This window comes from Pseudorhizobium banfieldiae, from assembly GCF_000967425.1.
Classification (GTDB): Bacteria; Pseudomonadota; Alphaproteobacteria; order Rhizobiales; family Rhizobiaceae; genus Neorhizobium; species Neorhizobium banfieldiae.
In genome coordinates, this window is record NZ_FO082821.1 from 84,142 (window position 1) to 98,218 (window position 14,077).

The 14,077-nt window shown below is 58.7% G+C and carries 16 protein-coding genes; 5 read left to right on the forward strand and 11 right to left on the reverse strand.

Annotated elements, in window-relative coordinates:
- Position 1 precedes the first annotated feature (1 nt).
- The 5 genes from NT26_RS20860 to NT26_RS20880 are packed head-to-tail and all read right to left on the reverse strand — an operon-like array spanning position 2 to position 5,184.
- A complete protein-coding gene (locus tag NT26_RS20860; protein WP_052642568.1) occupies positions 2–1,093 on the reverse strand; it encodes a lytic transglycosylase domain-containing protein in 1,092 nt (363 codons plus the stop codon).
- Positions 1,090–3,549, reverse strand: a complete 2,460-nt coding sequence (locus tag NT26_RS20865; RefSeq protein ID WP_052642570.1) for a VirB4 family type IV secretion/conjugal transfer ATPase — start codon at positions 3,547–3,549, stop codon at positions 1,090–1,092. Before NT26_RS20865 ends, NT26_RS20860 begins: the two co-directional genes overlap by 4 nt.
- 3 nt (positions 3,550–3,552) lie before the next feature.
- On the reverse strand, positions 3,553–3,852 hold the full coding sequence (locus NT26_RS20870) for a VirB3 family type IV secretion system protein (protein ID WP_081950740.1): 300 nt from the start codon (positions 3,850–3,852) through the stop codon (positions 3,553–3,555).
- Positions 3,852–4,199, reverse strand: a complete 348-nt coding sequence (locus tag NT26_RS20875; protein WP_052642572.1) for a TrbC/VirB2 family type IV secretion system protein — start codon at positions 4,197–4,199, stop codon at positions 3,852–3,854. The genes NT26_RS20870 and NT26_RS20875 overlap by 1 nt, the downstream gene beginning before the upstream one ends.
- 10 nt (positions 4,200–4,209) lie before the next feature.
- On the reverse strand, positions 4,210–5,184 hold the full coding sequence (locus NT26_RS20880; RefSeq protein WP_052642574.1) for a lytic transglycosylase domain-containing protein: 975 nt from the start codon (positions 5,182–5,184) through the stop codon (positions 4,210–4,212).
- 159 nt (positions 5,185–5,343) lie between these two features.
- Between NT26_RS20880 and NT26_RS20885 the strand changes: the two genes are divergently transcribed.
- The 5 genes from NT26_RS20885 (at position 5,344) to NT26_RS20905 (ending at position 8,181) form a co-directional block, all read left to right on the forward strand.
- Positions 5,344–5,952, forward strand: coding sequence for a hypothetical protein (locus NT26_RS20885; RefSeq protein ID WP_052642575.1), 609 nt, complete (start codon positions 5,344–5,346; stop codon positions 5,950–5,952).
- Complete coding sequence (locus NT26_RS20890) at positions 5,949–6,485, forward strand: thermonuclease family protein (protein ID WP_052642577.1); 537 nt, start codon at positions 5,949–5,951, stop codon at positions 6,483–6,485. Before NT26_RS20885 ends, NT26_RS20890 begins: the two co-directional genes overlap by 4 nt.
- Positions 6,482–7,186, forward strand: coding sequence for a thermonuclease family protein (locus NT26_RS20895; RefSeq protein ID WP_052642579.1), 705 nt, complete (start codon positions 6,482–6,484; stop codon positions 7,184–7,186). Before NT26_RS20890 ends, NT26_RS20895 begins: the two co-directional genes overlap by 4 nt.
- The gene (locus NT26_RS20900) at positions 7,187–7,597 is read left to right on the forward strand and encodes a hypothetical protein (protein ID WP_052642581.1); all 411 of its coding nucleotides are present in this window, start codon (positions 7,187–7,189) and stop codon (positions 7,595–7,597) included.
- A gap of 173 nt (positions 7,598–7,770) precedes the next feature.
- Positions 7,771–8,181, forward strand: a complete 411-nt coding sequence (locus tag NT26_RS20905) for a hypothetical protein (protein ID WP_342025680.1) — start codon at positions 7,771–7,773, stop codon at positions 8,179–8,181.
- A gap of 474 nt (positions 8,182–8,655) precedes the next feature.
- On the opposite strand, the gene NT26_RS20910 is transcribed toward NT26_RS20905, so the two are convergent.
- The 6 genes from NT26_RS20910 to NT26_RS20935 all read right to left on the reverse strand — a co-directional run bounded on the left by NT26_RS20910 (position 8,656) and on the right by NT26_RS20935 (position 14,070).
- The gene (locus tag NT26_RS20910; RefSeq protein ID WP_052642585.1) at positions 8,656–8,922 is read right to left on the reverse strand and encodes a hypothetical protein; all 267 of its coding nucleotides are present in this window, start codon (positions 8,920–8,922) and stop codon (positions 8,656–8,658) included.
- 473 nt (positions 8,923–9,395) lie between these two features.
- A complete protein-coding gene (locus NT26_RS20915; protein WP_052642587.1) occupies positions 9,396–10,220 on the reverse strand; it encodes a class II glutamine amidotransferase in 825 nt (274 codons plus the stop codon).
- Between the two features lie 94 nt (positions 10,221–10,314).
- A complete protein-coding gene (locus tag NT26_RS20920; protein WP_052642589.1) occupies positions 10,315–12,822 on the reverse strand; it encodes a heavy metal translocating P-type ATPase in 2,508 nt (835 codons plus the stop codon).
- Positions 12,823–12,879: 57 nt separating this feature from the next.
- Entirely contained in the window at positions 12,880–13,284 is a 405-nt protein-coding gene (locus NT26_RS20925) for an OsmC family protein (RefSeq protein ID WP_052642591.1), read from the reverse strand.
- Positions 13,285–13,348: 64 nt separating this feature from the next.
- Entirely contained in the window at positions 13,349–13,843 is a 495-nt protein-coding gene (locus NT26_RS20930; RefSeq protein ID WP_152338816.1) for a rhodanese-like domain-containing protein, read from the reverse strand.
- Positions 13,840–14,070, reverse strand: coding sequence for a thioredoxin family protein (locus NT26_RS20935; protein WP_052642593.1), 231 nt, complete (start codon positions 14,068–14,070; stop codon positions 13,840–13,842). The genes NT26_RS20930 and NT26_RS20935 overlap by 4 nt, the downstream gene beginning before the upstream one ends.
- Positions 14,071–14,077: the final 7 nt, after the last annotated feature.

A 14,077-nucleotide genomic window follows, 5' to 3' on the forward strand; every position in this document is an offset into this window, starting at 1 on the left:
GTCATTCGGCGCTCAACATCAGCTTCATGTCAGCCTCTGGTTCGAGTTTTCGAACGCAGGCCTGTTCCTCCGGATTCCACTCAAGCTGCAGTTCCTTGTCGCAGAGGTCAGCTACCTCGCGATCGTCTTCCTTCTCGTCTCGCTTGTAGTCGCTGGACCGCGAAGACCCCGAGAGCCCGCCCAGATCGAGTGCATTTTGAGAATTCATAAGCTCCGCCATCGTTGTTCCGAGGCGGATGACCTGGTTCATCATCTCGAGGTTCGCATTGCGTGCGCCGGAATTGTGGTCCCAGCTGTCTTGGATCGTGCCGCTTTCCATCTGGCCGAGTTGCTGAAGCCATGACGCGACGTTCCCGCTGTTTTCGGAAATCGACTGGCTGGTTGCCATTGAGTTGATCGTTGCGTCTCTCGCACCTGAAAAGCCCGACGTGCCTCCGCCGAAGTTTTCGGGGATGTTCGACACATCAGAGCCTCCAAACTGAGGCATCCACTTGCCCTTGATCGCGGCTACGTATCCCTGCGTCTCCTTGAACGGAGGAATGCCGCCATACTTCCGAACGTTGCCTGGCCCCGCGTTGTACGCGGCGAGCGCAAGGTTGGTATTGCCGTTGAAGGTCCGGAGCTGCTGCTTCAGGTAGCGTGCGCCGCCACGAAGGTTATCCTCGATATCGTGAGGATTCACGCCAAGATCCTTGGCTGTGCCCGGCATCAGCTGCGACAAGCCCATAGCGCCGACAGGCGACTTTGCGCAGGGATTGAACCGGCTCTCCTGGTAGACGAGAGACATGAAGAGGGTTTCGTCTACCCCTTCCTCACGCGCCACTCGCTTCACGAGCCCGACAATCTCCGGATTGGCTTGTGCTGCCGAGGGGGCATCACCTCCGCGCCCCGGCCGGTACATCGAGCAGGTGACGCTCTTGCTCACGGAGTGCCGGCGACTGTCTGTTTCCTCGATCTGCTTCGTCGTTTCATTGCGCACTGCATCGGTTGAAGTGAGGGCGCCATCCGTAACAGGAACCTGCGAGAAGGCGGGGGGCGCCGTTCCCCAAGCCAAGGCTGCAACCAGCAGCGTTAGAGTCCGACTGTTCCTCATTCGGCCTTCTCCCATCCGCAGAATTTCGCCAACCAGTTTTCGGGTTCGTCTCCGTACTGCTCGCGAAGTGCCGCGCACTCCTCGATCGTCTCCTTGCGTCCTGAAAGCACCTTCACGAGATCCGGCATTGTCGACAGATCGAGACGCGCAATGACAGAGTCGTTGCCATGCTTAATCAGGAAGGTTCTCTTTTCAGGAGGCGTGTTCTTGATGAACTTGAACTCCTTCACCGTCAGGCCGAAGCGCTTGATGTAGCTCTCTTCGTCAGCCCGTGGGTTCGGGAAGTGGATGTTGGTCGCCGATTGCTCAATGAGCGTGTGCGACGCTTTGGATTTGGTGATGTCAGCGGCCGACTGCGTACCAAAGCCCACGATGCCGTTGAGCTTTCGGATCGTCTTCATCTTGTCGACGATGAAGGCGCTGAAAGTGTCATCCATTAGCAGCTGCCAGCCTTCATCCATGAAGAACATGACGGGGTTACCGTCCAGCAGCTCGTCCAGCCGATGATAAAGATACATCAGCGCAGGGGTTCTTAGCTCCTCGTTTCCGAGGATGTTGGTCATGTCAAAGCCAAATACGCTGTGACCCGAGAAGGACAGGACGTCATGGGGCGCGTTGAACAGCCAGGCTTTTTCGCCTTCGATCCAAGGACGAAGCCGCGAGTATAGATCGTTGGCATCGGCCTTGGACCGCCCCATCAAGAGGCCGGCAAGATTCGGGAGGTTTCGCTGAGCTGCAGGCTCCTGCATGATCCGGACGATTGCCTTTTCCAGCGTGTCCTCGTCCTCTTGCGTGAAGTCGGTGCGTCGATCGCCGCGCAGCATGGCCTTGAGCAGACGGACCAGAAATTCCCGATTCTCGCCGGTGTTTTCCAATTGCAGCGGGTTAAAGCCCGTGGGCGTTCCCGGAGACAGAACCTCGTAGGCTCCGCCGATCGCCCTGACGAAGATCTCGGCCCCGCGGTCCTTGTCGAAGAACACGGCGCGAGGCGTGGGTGAAACCCGCATCGCCTGAGCCAGCAGGAAGGTCAAACCAACGGTCTTGCCGGATCCTGTCGGACCAGTCACCGTGAAGTGCCCGATATCGCGGCGGTGGAAGTTGAACCAGTAGGGGGTTTGTGAGGTCGTTTCCAGAATGGTGATCGGCAGGCCCCAATGGGTGCGATCCGCTTGTCCAGTCGCGAAATTATGCATCGAGGAAAGGCCGGAGAAGTTGGCGCTCGACAGCATGGCGATGCGGGAGATGTAGGAGCGGTTTCCCGGCAGCTGCGCCCAGAACGCCGCTTCAAGATTAAGATCCTCCCGGAGCCAGTTGATGTTCATGTCGGTGAGGCAAGCGCCAAGTTCCGACACGCAACGGCTCAATCCGTCGAGGTCCCGCGAAATGCACAGAAGCGAAAAGTGATGGAAGCCGAATACAGCCTCCTGATTGAGGAGGCTGTTCAATGCATAGTCGATGTCGGATTCGACCGAGCTACCCGCTTCGTCGGAGGCCTTGATTTGGCGTTGAAGGCGGCTGATCCGCTCTTGTGCGATCGGCTTGTCTGCAAGGGTGAAAGACTGGGTCAGGATGAACTCGTGGTTCACCTGCAGCAACCCATCCAACATGCCGGGACCAGTGAATGGAGGATATTCTTTGATCGAGAGTAGAGCGGCATAGCGGCTGTCTTCTTCCACCGCCGCTTGTGCCTGCATCGTCCGCTTTGAAAAGTGAAGCCGTGAAGTGCCGACGTAGTTGCGGATTCCCATGCGCGGAAGCCGCATCTTTCGCGGCACACCGCAGGTCAGGATCGTGTTGAAGAACTCGCAGGGCTCCGAATACGGATCGCCCTTAGCCTCTTCTCCATCGATGTCCTTCTTCGCGGTATCGTCCGATTTCTTGCGATACGTGATGCCAAGCGGCTTTGCGCCGTACTTGTGCAACTCTTTCACGATGTTCCCAACCAGCTCTTCAAGGTCGGTCACGTCTTCACGGGTCGCTTGGGCCCTGGCCTCCTTGTTCGAGCGTTCAAAGATCCGCTTTAGCGAGTCGCCGAGGCCAAGCGCCCCTTTCATGCCCGAACGCGCGATCGTCAGGTAGATTTCGTTCGTGAACATCCGCTTCTTGCGAAGTTGCTCCATATAGCGATCGTTCAGGATCTCGCAGAAGGAGGAATCGAACGAACCGCCGATTTCGGTCTCCACCTCACGACGGATTACGGTCGACCAAAGAGAATAGCGGCTCGAACCTAGTGCTCGGATCATGGTGTTCTGCACAACAGAACGCATGTTCAATTCGGCCTGGTCCTCCGTCTGGAAGAACAGTCCATCGAGCTTGATGACGCTGATCAGGGTTCCATTCTCGAGCCCGATGACCGTGTCAGACACATGCCGCATGTAGGGGATGTGAACGGACATAGGCCGCTCGTTGCCGGCGACCTTCCCAAACCCAAGCTCTTCCTTGACGACTTTCAGCATCTACTATGGTCCGTATGAGTTGGTGCCCCAAAAGCGCTTGTTGGGGGTCCTTGGCGTCTTGCGGGACGTGACCTGCAGGACGTCGAGAATCTTGCTGTCCCAGGCACAAAGCGAGAAAAGGACAAGGTAGGCGGCTGGCGCGATCAGCAGTGCCGCCAGATGGTTCGTCACCAGCCACCCAATGATTGTCACGCCGATGATCAGGACGACCGCCATGTAGGGCACGCCCCATAGCGTCGGAGAACGGGTCAAGCCGATCACCAACGGCGTCAAAGCTGGCTTCTCGTCCTGAAAATCGCTCATCAGCCGCCGCCTACCGACGAAATCATCTGGTCAACGATGGCAGGGGCGCCGAACACGAGACCGATGCCAATGACGACGGCTCCGGCCGTGAACCACGAGAGCCTGCCGGCAAAGGCAAGGAAGCCGAGGCCAATCACGGCGATGATTGCCATCAGACGTCCGAAGGGGCCGGTGATGAAGTCAACGATCATCTGCACGGCTGTCTGAAGGGGGGCGAATGCACCGCCGCCGCCACCGCTAGCCTGTGCAAGCGCTTGATCAGCGCCTGCAACCTGCAGGGCTGCCACCAAGCCAATGACCGCTACTGCCTTCAATGCCCCGGAATGCCGGGAAACGACGTTCTTCATAGTTCTCTCCTTAAAAATGCATCACGCCGCCGACGAACTTGCCGGTCTTCTCCACAGCGATGACTCCGGCATCGCTGGTGTTCTTTGCCGCCATGTCTCGGACGATCCCGCTCGCCTTCCGTTTGCCGGTTGGCATCGGTAGGCCAAGCTGGAAATTCACGACCTTTGCGACATAGCCGACGGTTTCTTGGAATGGCGGAACGCCGCCATATTCATAGATGCGCTCCTCCCCGCTGTTGTAAGCGGCTGCGACCAGAAGCGGGTTCTGAAACTCATCGAGCAGGAAGCGGAGGTACTTCATCCCGCCCTCGATGTTTTGAGCGGGATCGCAAATGTCCTGAACACCGAAGCGAGCCGCCGTTTCGGGGATAAGCTGCATAGGTCCGCGTGCGCCTTTCGGTGAATTGCGGATCTCATCGAAGCGACTTTCGGCCCAGGCAATCGCAACCGCGAAGCCCTCATCGACGCTGTATCGGCGCGCAGTGGATGCAACCAGCGCTTTAATCTCATCAGGTGACAGGGGCGACGGCCCGCACTCTCCAACGGGAGTTCCTTCCCCTAGATTTTCGGGGGCATCACTAGATGTAGTATCTAGAGTGGGAGTTTGGACAGGCTCTATGCGGCCGGTGGCGCGCTCCGAGACATCAAAATATGCGCTGACAGACGCATCAATTTGATTCCCTTTGACGCCCACATCTTTCGACGTCGTTGCGCCCAATACTTCAGCTCCGCCCTTCGTGACAACACCGTTTGCACCAAGGACAAATTCCTTCTCTGATGTCTCGACACCGCTCCAGCGATCTTCGAAGTTCGTGACAAGAGATTCCTCGTTGATTGTCACAGAACCGTTGTAATCGCTGGAAATACGCCCTGTTGTGGCTAGGTCTTGTGACGCAGCAGTATTGGCCGCGAGCAGCATGGATAATGCTGCGCTAGTCAGGGTTCGCGGGCCTATATACCCTGCATAGATAGTGTTTTTATCCATCGCACCCGCCCGTCAAACGGTGTTGTGATCGCCACGAAAACCGACTAGAGTTAATGAACATATGATACCGATTTGATGCACTCTTACAAGTTTTCTGATCGGTGTTAAACCCTATTTTGCAGGGTCAACAATTGTACTACGGATGGTTAGGGCTAGAACATGATACGGACCATCATTACCGCGCTCTCAAGTTGCGTGATAGCAACACAGGCTCTCGCGGCATCTCCCGTAAACTTGGACTACATCCGGTCGCTGGCAGCGCCGGGCAAGACGGTTCTCGTCATTGAGTATTATGACGGGACCGGCAAAGTCGCGGATCGCAAAGGCTTCGCCACGGCCAATGGCTTCAAGGCCGTCTCGGCTACCGACTTTCGTGTCGATGAAGGGACTACGTTGCACCTGTACGGCGTTCAGCCCTGCAGCGGCGATCTGGTCAATCGTGCGGAGGACTATTCCGGGACTTGCGAGGAGTTTGGTACGCAGCAGCTCCAAACGATGCTGCAAAGCCCCAAGGTTCTGTTCTGCAGGGCGTTCATCAGCGAGCAGGCCGCCCCAGTCCAGGATGTCACTTGCTACGGCTACTATAACTATCCCGGCGCAATGGACACGGTTGATAATCTTGAGGAGCAGCTTCTGTCGTTGGGAGCGGTTCGCCTGACTAAGAAAGCCGATGGTTCATTCGAACGTCCTGATCTCACGGAGGCTCAGGAAATCGGCCAGAAGGGTTCCTACGGCATGTGGGCAGATCCTCGGGTGAAGGCGCAATGAAGCTTGCTGCTGCACTCGTCGCGACCCTGTTGCCGTTCGCGGCCAATGCCGCACCTGAAGGGTATTTCGATCTTGCGCCCGGCATCACTCTGGAAACGGGCGATACCTGGATCTCGAACGGAGAAAGGTTTCGTCTCTATGGCATCCAGTCCTGCTTGCGCGGCACTGCCTACACGGATGGTCAGGGCAATAGACAAGATTGCGGCGAGGCATCGCTTGCGATGTTGGCTGCCTACATCAAGGACACCAAACCGATCTGTGCCCCCGTGGCGAAGCTTAACGGCATCTCATATGTCGTTTGTTACGCCACGGTTGGCAGTCAAAGGCTCGACCTCGCGCAGATCATGGTGACAAGCGGCTATGCATTCGCCGCCTTGAAGACCGATGGTCTCCCTTATCATGCCCCCTACGCCATAGCCGAGCAGCTTGCTCAGCAAAAAAAGGCCGGCCTTTGGCAATTCTCCGACGTTCAGCATCCTTCCATCCTGCTTAGTCGTGAGGCGAACCAGCGATCGAGGAGCGCCCAGCCATGAGAAACCGCCTTATCCTTTTTATCGCCGCAAGCTCTTTGGCCCAGCCGGCGTTTGCCGCCGATCCGATCTATCAGAACTGGCACGCCCTACGCGGTCAGGCTGCGCCTCCAGTTGCCGCTGCTGTTCGGTTGCCGACGTTCAAAGGCCCGGTAACCGTTCTCGACGGCCGCACGCTGTGGTTCGGCGCGCTTGGCAATGGCTATGAAGTGAGGTTGGCTGGCGTCGACACCTGTGAGCTTCCTCAATGGGCTTTGAACCCAAAGTGGACCAACCGGGACAAGCAACAGGCTCCTACCCCCGTTCCATGCGGTCCCTTCGCCAAGGCCTGGCTGAAAAGGACTGTCGGAAACAGACCCACGACTTGCGTCGGTCTGGCCTACGCGAACGATGGGATACCCGTCGCACAATGCACGACTAACGGTGTGGATCTCGCCGCCGAAATGCTGCGCGTCGGTTGGGCTCGTCTCGATTCCCCTTACATCAACGCCCAATATTACGCTTATCAGACCAACGCGATGGCCGCCCGGTATGGGATGTGGGGAACCTACGTGTTGGACATGAACGAATGGCGCCGCAAAGCTGTCGACAAGACGCTAGATCGGCATCCGATCGCCGACTTCAATCTATTGGCCGAGAGGAAAAGCGAGATCTCTCCTCCTTTTGCTGATGCGCGAAACAAGCCGAAGAGGACAGACCGATAGTTGCCAGACCTCGCACATATTGCGACCTCTCTCGCAACGGATCCCTTGGCTGGCTTGCTGCTTGCCATCTCCCTCTCGATCGCCCTCATAATCCCGGCGCAGAGACTCTGGTGGATCCACGCGCTACTAGCGGCCTTCCTTCTCATCCTGTCGCTGGCTTTCCACGACAAGCGTCACTTGTCCTTCGACAGCTACCTGGTCGGGCTCTTCGCCTTCGCCGCGTTTTCTCGGGACATTCCCAATCAGCCACTGCTCTATCGTATCGGCATTTCCTGGTTTGCGTGCTTCGCACTGATCTCGGCCGTCATCTACGCTGCAGGCGAACGCATCCAGCACAGGACTCCGCTCGAAAGATTTTTTTTCCGAGCCGGCAATTTCAGCAGCATTGACCAAGAGGGACACCTGATATGAAACCAGTGTTTTTTGCCGCAGCCGGTCTCGCGGCTCTTGCCATCTCTCCAGCATCTGCCAAGGCCGAGGATGCCTCTTGGGGTTGCCAGATTCTCTTGTGCGCAGCCTCACAAAGCCCGTCTTGGCATGGCGTCCCCTACTGCGTTCCCCCGATGAAAAGGCTCATATCAGCTATGGCGAAGCCCGGCTTCTCCTGGCCGATCTGCCATGAAGCAGAAGCCGGAAAGCCCGGCTATGAACCTTACGAGGAATGCCCTGCCGGTATGACCGCCGTTTCCTCCCGCACCGATGGGGATCGGTCGTTCTTGGGCCGAGACGACAAGGATCAGTGCACGAAGACCGTCAACCAGTGCAGCAACCGTGCCGCCTTCCGTACCCAATTTGGTGACGCCCGAGAAAACGAGCGCAAGGGTGTCACGATCCGGCAGATCAACCAGAACAACGACAATGATGTTTTCAACCGAGACAATGGCTGCATGGTGCAGATCACTCAGCCCCGCCCTCGCCGCGCGGATCCTTATTATTTCGACATTCCGAACGATAAGGGCGTCAAGCAGCGCACTTGGTTCAACCTGAATGACTGAGTGGATGACATGAACAGCAACGTTCTCATCGTAGCAGCCGCAGGTCTCGGCATTCTCGCCGGTGCTGGAGGTACTTATCTCATCATGCCGGAGCCAGAGCCGGTTGTTAGGGGCCCCTACTGATGCGGAGATCGCGGCCCTTATCGCAGCCAATCCCTCCCTAATTCCCGAACCTCCGGCCCCTGTGCTTGAAATACCGACAGAAGAGGAAGCCCTGGCCGCATACCGCAAGGCATATGCCCGCAACCCTCTGAGGACCGGCCGCGGTGATGCCGATGTAACTCTTGCCTTGGGAGAGTGTGACGAGAACGCCAGCGGTCCAGGCGTATCATGCGTTGCGGCCATCAAGAGGAATCCAAACGCAGCTCCTCTCGATCGTGTCATTGGATTTGCCAAGTCTGCATCCGGCGAGTGGGTTGCCACCAACTACTGATTTCAGGGCCAGATGCCTGTTGCTCATCAATGCCCCGGCAGTCAGATGGAGCCTGAAAGAAGAAGCTCCATTTCCTCAGAGTTTAGGCTCCCCTTGGAGGCAATTAGATACCCCGCTACGTAAAGCATCTTCTGATCTCTCTCATCCGGATCTGACGGCGCGTGCCTGATGATTTCCATACGTGCTTTCGCTTCTTGATCCATGTTAGCGCCGCCCTCGCCGTTGATGGCCGCCAGGTAGACGGCTCGGTGACGTTCGACCTTCACGGACAATGGCTCGTTGGGTTGCAGCTCAAGCTTTTCTGTCATCTTTCCCTCTCCACAAGCGCAAGCGATCACTCCTTGACCTCCCGAATTTGAAGGGAGGGCAGGAGCCTCGCTCCTGCTCCCGAGCTCGTGCGGAACAGCTGGAGAGAGGGGGACAAGCGCTAAACCGGAGGGGGATCACCCACCCGGAGGGTCGAGACGAATTTCATGGGAATGCGGCCGGTGCTGCAGGCCGCAGGCCGAAGCATGGGGAGACCGGTTTAGTGCTTGGGGGGGAGAGAGGGCAGAGCGCCTTTCTCCCCTCTCATCTAGTTGGATCTTGCCAACTTTTACGGAGTGGTAACTCGAATAGAGGTGGTGTTGCTGGCGGACTTCCGCTTTCGGCCCAAACCGCTCACATCTGAACCTTCCATGTGGCGGGTTGATGAACCCATCCGGCAACTGCCCAGAAGCCAGTCTATGACCCGAGATACTCATCTTTGGCGCATGTTGCAAAGGCCCGAATCTCTACTCGGTTAAAGGTCTGGCAGACCTGAATGCCTCGCTGTGACCTTTCCGTTTCGAATGGCAATCATTTCTCCCTCTGACAAGGCCTGCCAGGGGTCGTCAGATAGCGGGACGCTTGCGATCAAGGTGATGAATTGGTCGTTGTTCGCGACAGAAACGCCGCTGGCCTCGAACGCTATTCCATTGCGTCCACAGCGCCGCTCGAGGAAGACGAGCCCAGGCGGAATGGCCCTGCCTGACGCTTCCTGTTTCCGTCGATCTCCATGTGCAAAGAGGGTGTCGCCATCGGAGTAGAGAAAATTCGCGGGACCCAGTGTTCGCAACTCCGCGGCAAATTCCGCGATCACGGACAGCCGCTGTTCCAGCGGCGGAATCACGCTAGCGCTTCGCCACACGCCCGACATGCGCTGGAGGAGGGCGCAAAACGCCTGTTCGGAATCTGTCTCGCCCACCGGGGTAAAGCGGCCAGAACTTAATTGCGGCGCACTACGGATGTCTGGTAGCCAGCCATTGTGTGCGAACATATGAACCCGTCCAGCCAATTCGCGAACAAAAGGTTGCGCGTTTCGGTAGGCAAGTTCCCCCATCGTCGCTTTGCGAATATGCGCCATGACGAGCGCGCTTCGGATGTCCTGGTTTTCTACGAAGCGGACCCAATCACTTTCGCTCGCTGGTTCCACGCCCTTGACCAGCCGGACATCGTCTCCTTCATAGTAGCCCACCCCCCATCCATCCTTGATCGACGTCGGGGGTGCGCTATGCGCGGCGAGCTTTGTCAGTGAGAGTCGCGTCGTCGCACGCTGGTTGCTCGACATTCCAAGCAGTTCGCACATGGTCGTCCTTTCCGGCCGGGCGCGATGCCATCGGTCGCATCTATGATTGCATGGCCACTGGTGGACATGCCTCGGCCAGAAGACCGCTCGAACGCTATGCCGCTGCCAAGTTCTGCCTTGCAGTCAGGGCCAGCACCTGTTGTTCGCTCCGATCCGGATAGGCGAGCAGCCGCAAGGCATTGATCACGACGAGGACCGTGGAGCCTTCGTGGAAGAGAACCGCCGCGCCAAGCTGTAGCCCGAGCAGTGTCGCGGGAACCAGGATGGCGACCATGCCAAGGCTGATCCACAGGTTCTGCTTGATCGTCCGGCTTGTCCTGCGGCTGAGGCCGATGACGAACGGCAGCCGCTCCAATGCGTCGCCCATCAGCGCCACGTCGGCGGTCTCGAGCGCGACGTCGGAGCCCGCGGCACCCATGGCGATGCCGACGGTGGCGTTGGCCATGGCTGGTGCATCATTGACACCGTCGCCGACCATGGCAACCGGTTGTTCGGACCGCATCTGCTTGATCGTCGCTACCTTGTCCTCGGGCATCAGGTCACCCATGGCCTGATCCAGTCCGACCTCCTTTGCGACGGCTTCGGCGACGCGGCTATTGTCGCCGGAGATCATCACCATCCGGGTGATGCCAAGCGCGCGCAGGCTTGCGATCACGCCAGATGCCGAGGCACGCGGCGTATCCATTAGGCCGATGACCCCGAGATAGCGATCGCCTCTCCGAACAATCATCGTGGTCCGTCCCTGGTTCTCGAGGTCTTTGACATTTGCCGCCACAAGCTCGGGGATGGGTGGACCATCGATCTCGGCAAAGAGGGCAGCCTTGCCGACATAGACCTTGTCACCTGCGATCTCGGCAACAAGGCCACGTCCGGTGATGCTTTGAAGGTTTTCGGCCGGAGCCACTGGTGCGTTGTCTAAAAGCCCCTGGGTTCCATCGCGGGCCACAGCCGCTGCTAGGGGATGATCGCTGAGCGCCTCGACGGCAACGGCGACTTCAAGCAGTTCCTTTTCGAGAACGCCTGAAGCCGGAACAACGTCTGATATCCGCGGCTTGCCCTCGGTCAGCGTCCCGGTCTTGTCAAAAGCGATGGCACCGAGCGTGCCCAAGTTCTCAAGTGGGCCGCCGCCTTTCACCAAGACCCCGCCGCGCGCCGCTCTCGCAACCCCCGCCAGCACGGCGCTCGGCGTGGAAATGGCGAGTGCGCAGGGGCTCGCAGCCACCAGAACCGCCATCGCGCGGTAGAAGCTGGCACTGAAGGGTTCGTCGATCACCAGCCACGCGAAGAGCAGGAGACCAACCGAGATCAAGACCACCGGGACGAAGATGCGTTCGAAGCGGTCAGTAAAATGCTGTGTCGGTGATTTCTGGGTCTCGGCCTCGCCGACCATTTGGACTAGGCGGGCAAGCGTGCTGTCCTTGGCCAGCTTTGTGACATGAATTTCGAGGGCCCCGCCGCCATTGATCGTGCCGGCATAGACCCGGAACTCTGCGGCAAGTTCGCTCGCCATCGATGCGGCCGCGGCTGCATCGCTCACCGCCATCTTGTCGACCGGAACGCTCTCGCCCGTTACGGGGGCCTGGTCGACGCTGCTTGTCCCGAGGGTCACAAAGCCATCGGACGGGATGCGCGAATTCGGTCGGACGACGACGATATCGCCGACGACCAGTTCGGCCACGGGCACTTCGCTGAGACCGCCGTTCCGCCTGACCTCGGCGGTCGGGGGCGTGAGGTCGGCAAGTGCGGCAATGGCACGCCGCGCACGACCCATCGCATAGTGCTCCAATCCGTGTCCGATGCTAAAGAGGAAGAGCAGAAGGGCTCCCTCGGCCCATTCGCCGAGCACCGCCGCGCCCGCCGCCGCAACCAGCATCAGGAAATCGATCTCGAAACGACCGAGAAGCAATGTTTCGATGGCTTCGCGCAGCAGGTAATAGCCGCCAAAGCCGTAGGCGGCCACATAGAGGAGAAGGGGAACCCATGCGGGGATAGACAAAAGGAACGATGACGCAAAACCCGCCGCCAGAAGCCCGCCGCAGATAAAGGCAAAGATCAGCTCTGTGTTGCGGCCTAAGATACCGCCATGCTCGTGATCGTGTTCCTCACCCCCGTCGGCATGCTCAGGAGCCACTGACGGCTCGGTCGCAGGAAAGATGACGCCCAGGTCTTCGAGGGCCGCGCGGAGGGCAGCTTCAGACGTCACGCCCCTGTCGAACTCGATGCGCACCGGACCGGCAACATTGGCCACGGCTTCCAGAACACCCGGCATCTGCTGCAGATATTCCGTGACCGTGCGGGCGCGGCTTGCATTCTGCAGACCATTCACCTCCCAAAGCACATGGCCAAACTGTTCGGTCAGCCGGGCACCGGAACTCTGGGCGATCTCTGTGATCCTGGCGAGGCTGATGATCGCGGGATCGTAATGGATGCACAGTTTGGCGGGTTGGTCTGCGGTAGCAGCCAGAACATGCACCTTCGCCAGTCCTTCGCGACCCGTCAGGTCCGCGACCAGTCGGCCGACACAAGCGTCCTGTTCGTCAGGTATGTTGGGAAGAAGGATCGGGAGGTCGAGTTGCAGTTTGCTTGCATCCAAGGTCGCCATTGGCGTGAGGTCTTTCATTCCAGAGGACATTTCGCCAAGAGGGGCCACGAGACCACTTCACGCTTTTCGACGGATTGTTCCTTGAAGATTCGTGGCTTCCGCGATGGTGTTGGAGATCGTCCCATACTTTCGGACATTCTTGTGCAGCAGGTCGAGCCGCTGGTCGGTCTCGTCAGTGTCGACGATCAACGCGTAGGTGATCGAAACCATCTTGGGCGGACTGTCCTGCCGGATGCCATGCAGCGCGACCTCGACGCCCCGAAGATCGAATCCGAGCATCGGCGTCACGCGCTCGATACCCTTGATCATGCAGGCGGCGACGGACGCCAGCAACAGTTCGGCCGGATTGAAGGCATCCGGCCTGCCTGCCAGGTCGGTATCGAGAACGATCCGAGCCTCTTTCGTCGAGGCTTCCGCCCCATGGCTGTCGATGCGGCGCGCCGCCACCTTGTATTCAAGCATGAGGGTCTTCCTTCAAACGCGCCGATCGACGACGTCACCAGTTTTCTCGCATGGGCAAGAACTGTCAGCAGCATGATCCGGCAGCATTGCTCGCGCCGCAGCCGGATTCTGACTTCGGATCAGTCGGTTTGTCCGAGCAACAGGACCCGGCAGACTGGCTGCCTTCGTCACCGCAGCCACATGCGGAGCCAGCCTTTACCGGCTGCTCGGACACATCGCCGCTGACCGGGAAACCGCGTTCGAGCCAGCGGGCCATGCCATGCTTCATGTTCGCCACATGCCCATAGCCCTGGTACATGAGATAGTAGGTCGCCTTGAGGCTTCGCGCTCCCACAGCGCAGGCGACGATAACTTCGCGATCGCGGGGCACTTCACGCCAACGCTGCTCGAACTCGCTCATCGGAATGTGCAGGACCTCGCAATCGGCGAAGGCAACTTGATCCACTTCGTTCTGTTCGCGGACATCGACCAGAAGCGCGCCCTTGGCCAACAGCCCGCGGGTCGTGGTCGGGCAGACTTCGCTGGCCTCGGCCAGCTCCTTCTTCACGGTCTCGTTCATTTCAGCCAGGCCTCCACCTTGTCGCCGGTCGGGACAGAGCCGTAATGCACGACCTTTCCGTCCACCACCACGCCGGGCGTAGACATGACGCCATAGCTGACGATCTCCCTGATATCTTCCACCTTGGAGATAGTGACATTGGCTCCTTTGGCCTTCGCCACCTTTTCCAGAATGTCGACTGTCGCCTTGCACTTGGCGCAGCCGGGTCCGAGAACCTTGATTTCCATTGCGAGT

Excerpts from the sequence above, each read along its gene's own strand:
- NT26_RS20875 (WP_052642572.1), bottom strand. The coding sequence starts at position 4,199 with ATGAAGAACGTCGTTTCCCGGCATTCCGGGGCATTGAAGGCAGTAGCG.
- NT26_RS20910 (WP_052642585.1), bottom strand. The coding sequence starts at position 8,922 with ATGACAGAAAAGCTTGAGCTGCAACCCAACGAGCCATTGTCCGTGAAG.
- NT26_RS20860 (WP_052642568.1), bottom strand. The coding sequence starts at position 1,093 with ATGAGGAACAGTCGGACTCTAACGCTGCTGGTTGCAGCCTTGGCTTGG.
- NT26_RS20920 (WP_052642589.1), bottom strand. The coding sequence starts at position 12,822 with ATGGCGACCTTGGATGCAAGCAAACTGCAACTCGACCTCCCGATCCTT.
- NT26_RS20895 (WP_052642579.1), top strand. The coding sequence starts at position 6,482 with ATGAGAAACCGCCTTATCCTTTTTATCGCCGCAAGCTCTTTGGCCCAG.
- NT26_RS20915 (WP_052642587.1), bottom strand. The coding sequence starts at position 10,220 with ATGTGCGAACTGCTTGGAATGTCGAGCAACCAGCGTGCGACGACGCGA.
- NT26_RS20925 (WP_052642591.1), bottom strand. The coding sequence starts at position 13,284 with ATGCTTGAATACAAGGTGGCGGCGCGCCGCATCGACAGCCATGGGGCG.
- NT26_RS20935 (WP_052642593.1), bottom strand. The coding sequence starts at position 14,070 with ATGGAAATCAAGGTTCTCGGACCCGGCTGCGCCAAGTGCAAGGCGACA.
- NT26_RS20930 (WP_152338816.1), bottom strand. The coding sequence starts at position 13,843 with ATGAACGAGACCGTGAAGAAGGAGCTGGCCGAGGCCAGCGAAGTCTGC.
- NT26_RS20880 (WP_052642574.1), bottom strand. The coding sequence starts at position 5,184 with ATGGATAAAAACACTATCTATGCAGGGTATATAGGCCCGCGAACCCTG.
- NT26_RS20905 (WP_342025680.1), top strand. The coding sequence starts at position 7,771 with ATGGCGAAGCCCGGCTTCTCCTGGCCGATCTGCCATGAAGCAGAAGCC.
- NT26_RS20870 (WP_081950740.1), bottom strand. The coding sequence starts at position 3,852 with ATGAGCGATTTTCAGGACGAGAAGCCAGCTTTGACGCCGTTGGTGATC.
- NT26_RS20885 (WP_052642575.1), top strand. The coding sequence starts at position 5,344 with ATGATACGGACCATCATTACCGCGCTCTCAAGTTGCGTGATAGCAACA.
- NT26_RS20865 (WP_052642570.1), bottom strand. The coding sequence starts at position 3,549 with ATGCTGAAAGTCGTCAAGGAAGAGCTTGGGTTTGGGAAGGTCGCCGGC.
- NT26_RS20890 (WP_052642577.1), top strand. The coding sequence starts at position 5,949 with ATGAAGCTTGCTGCTGCACTCGTCGCGACCCTGTTGCCGTTCGCGGCC.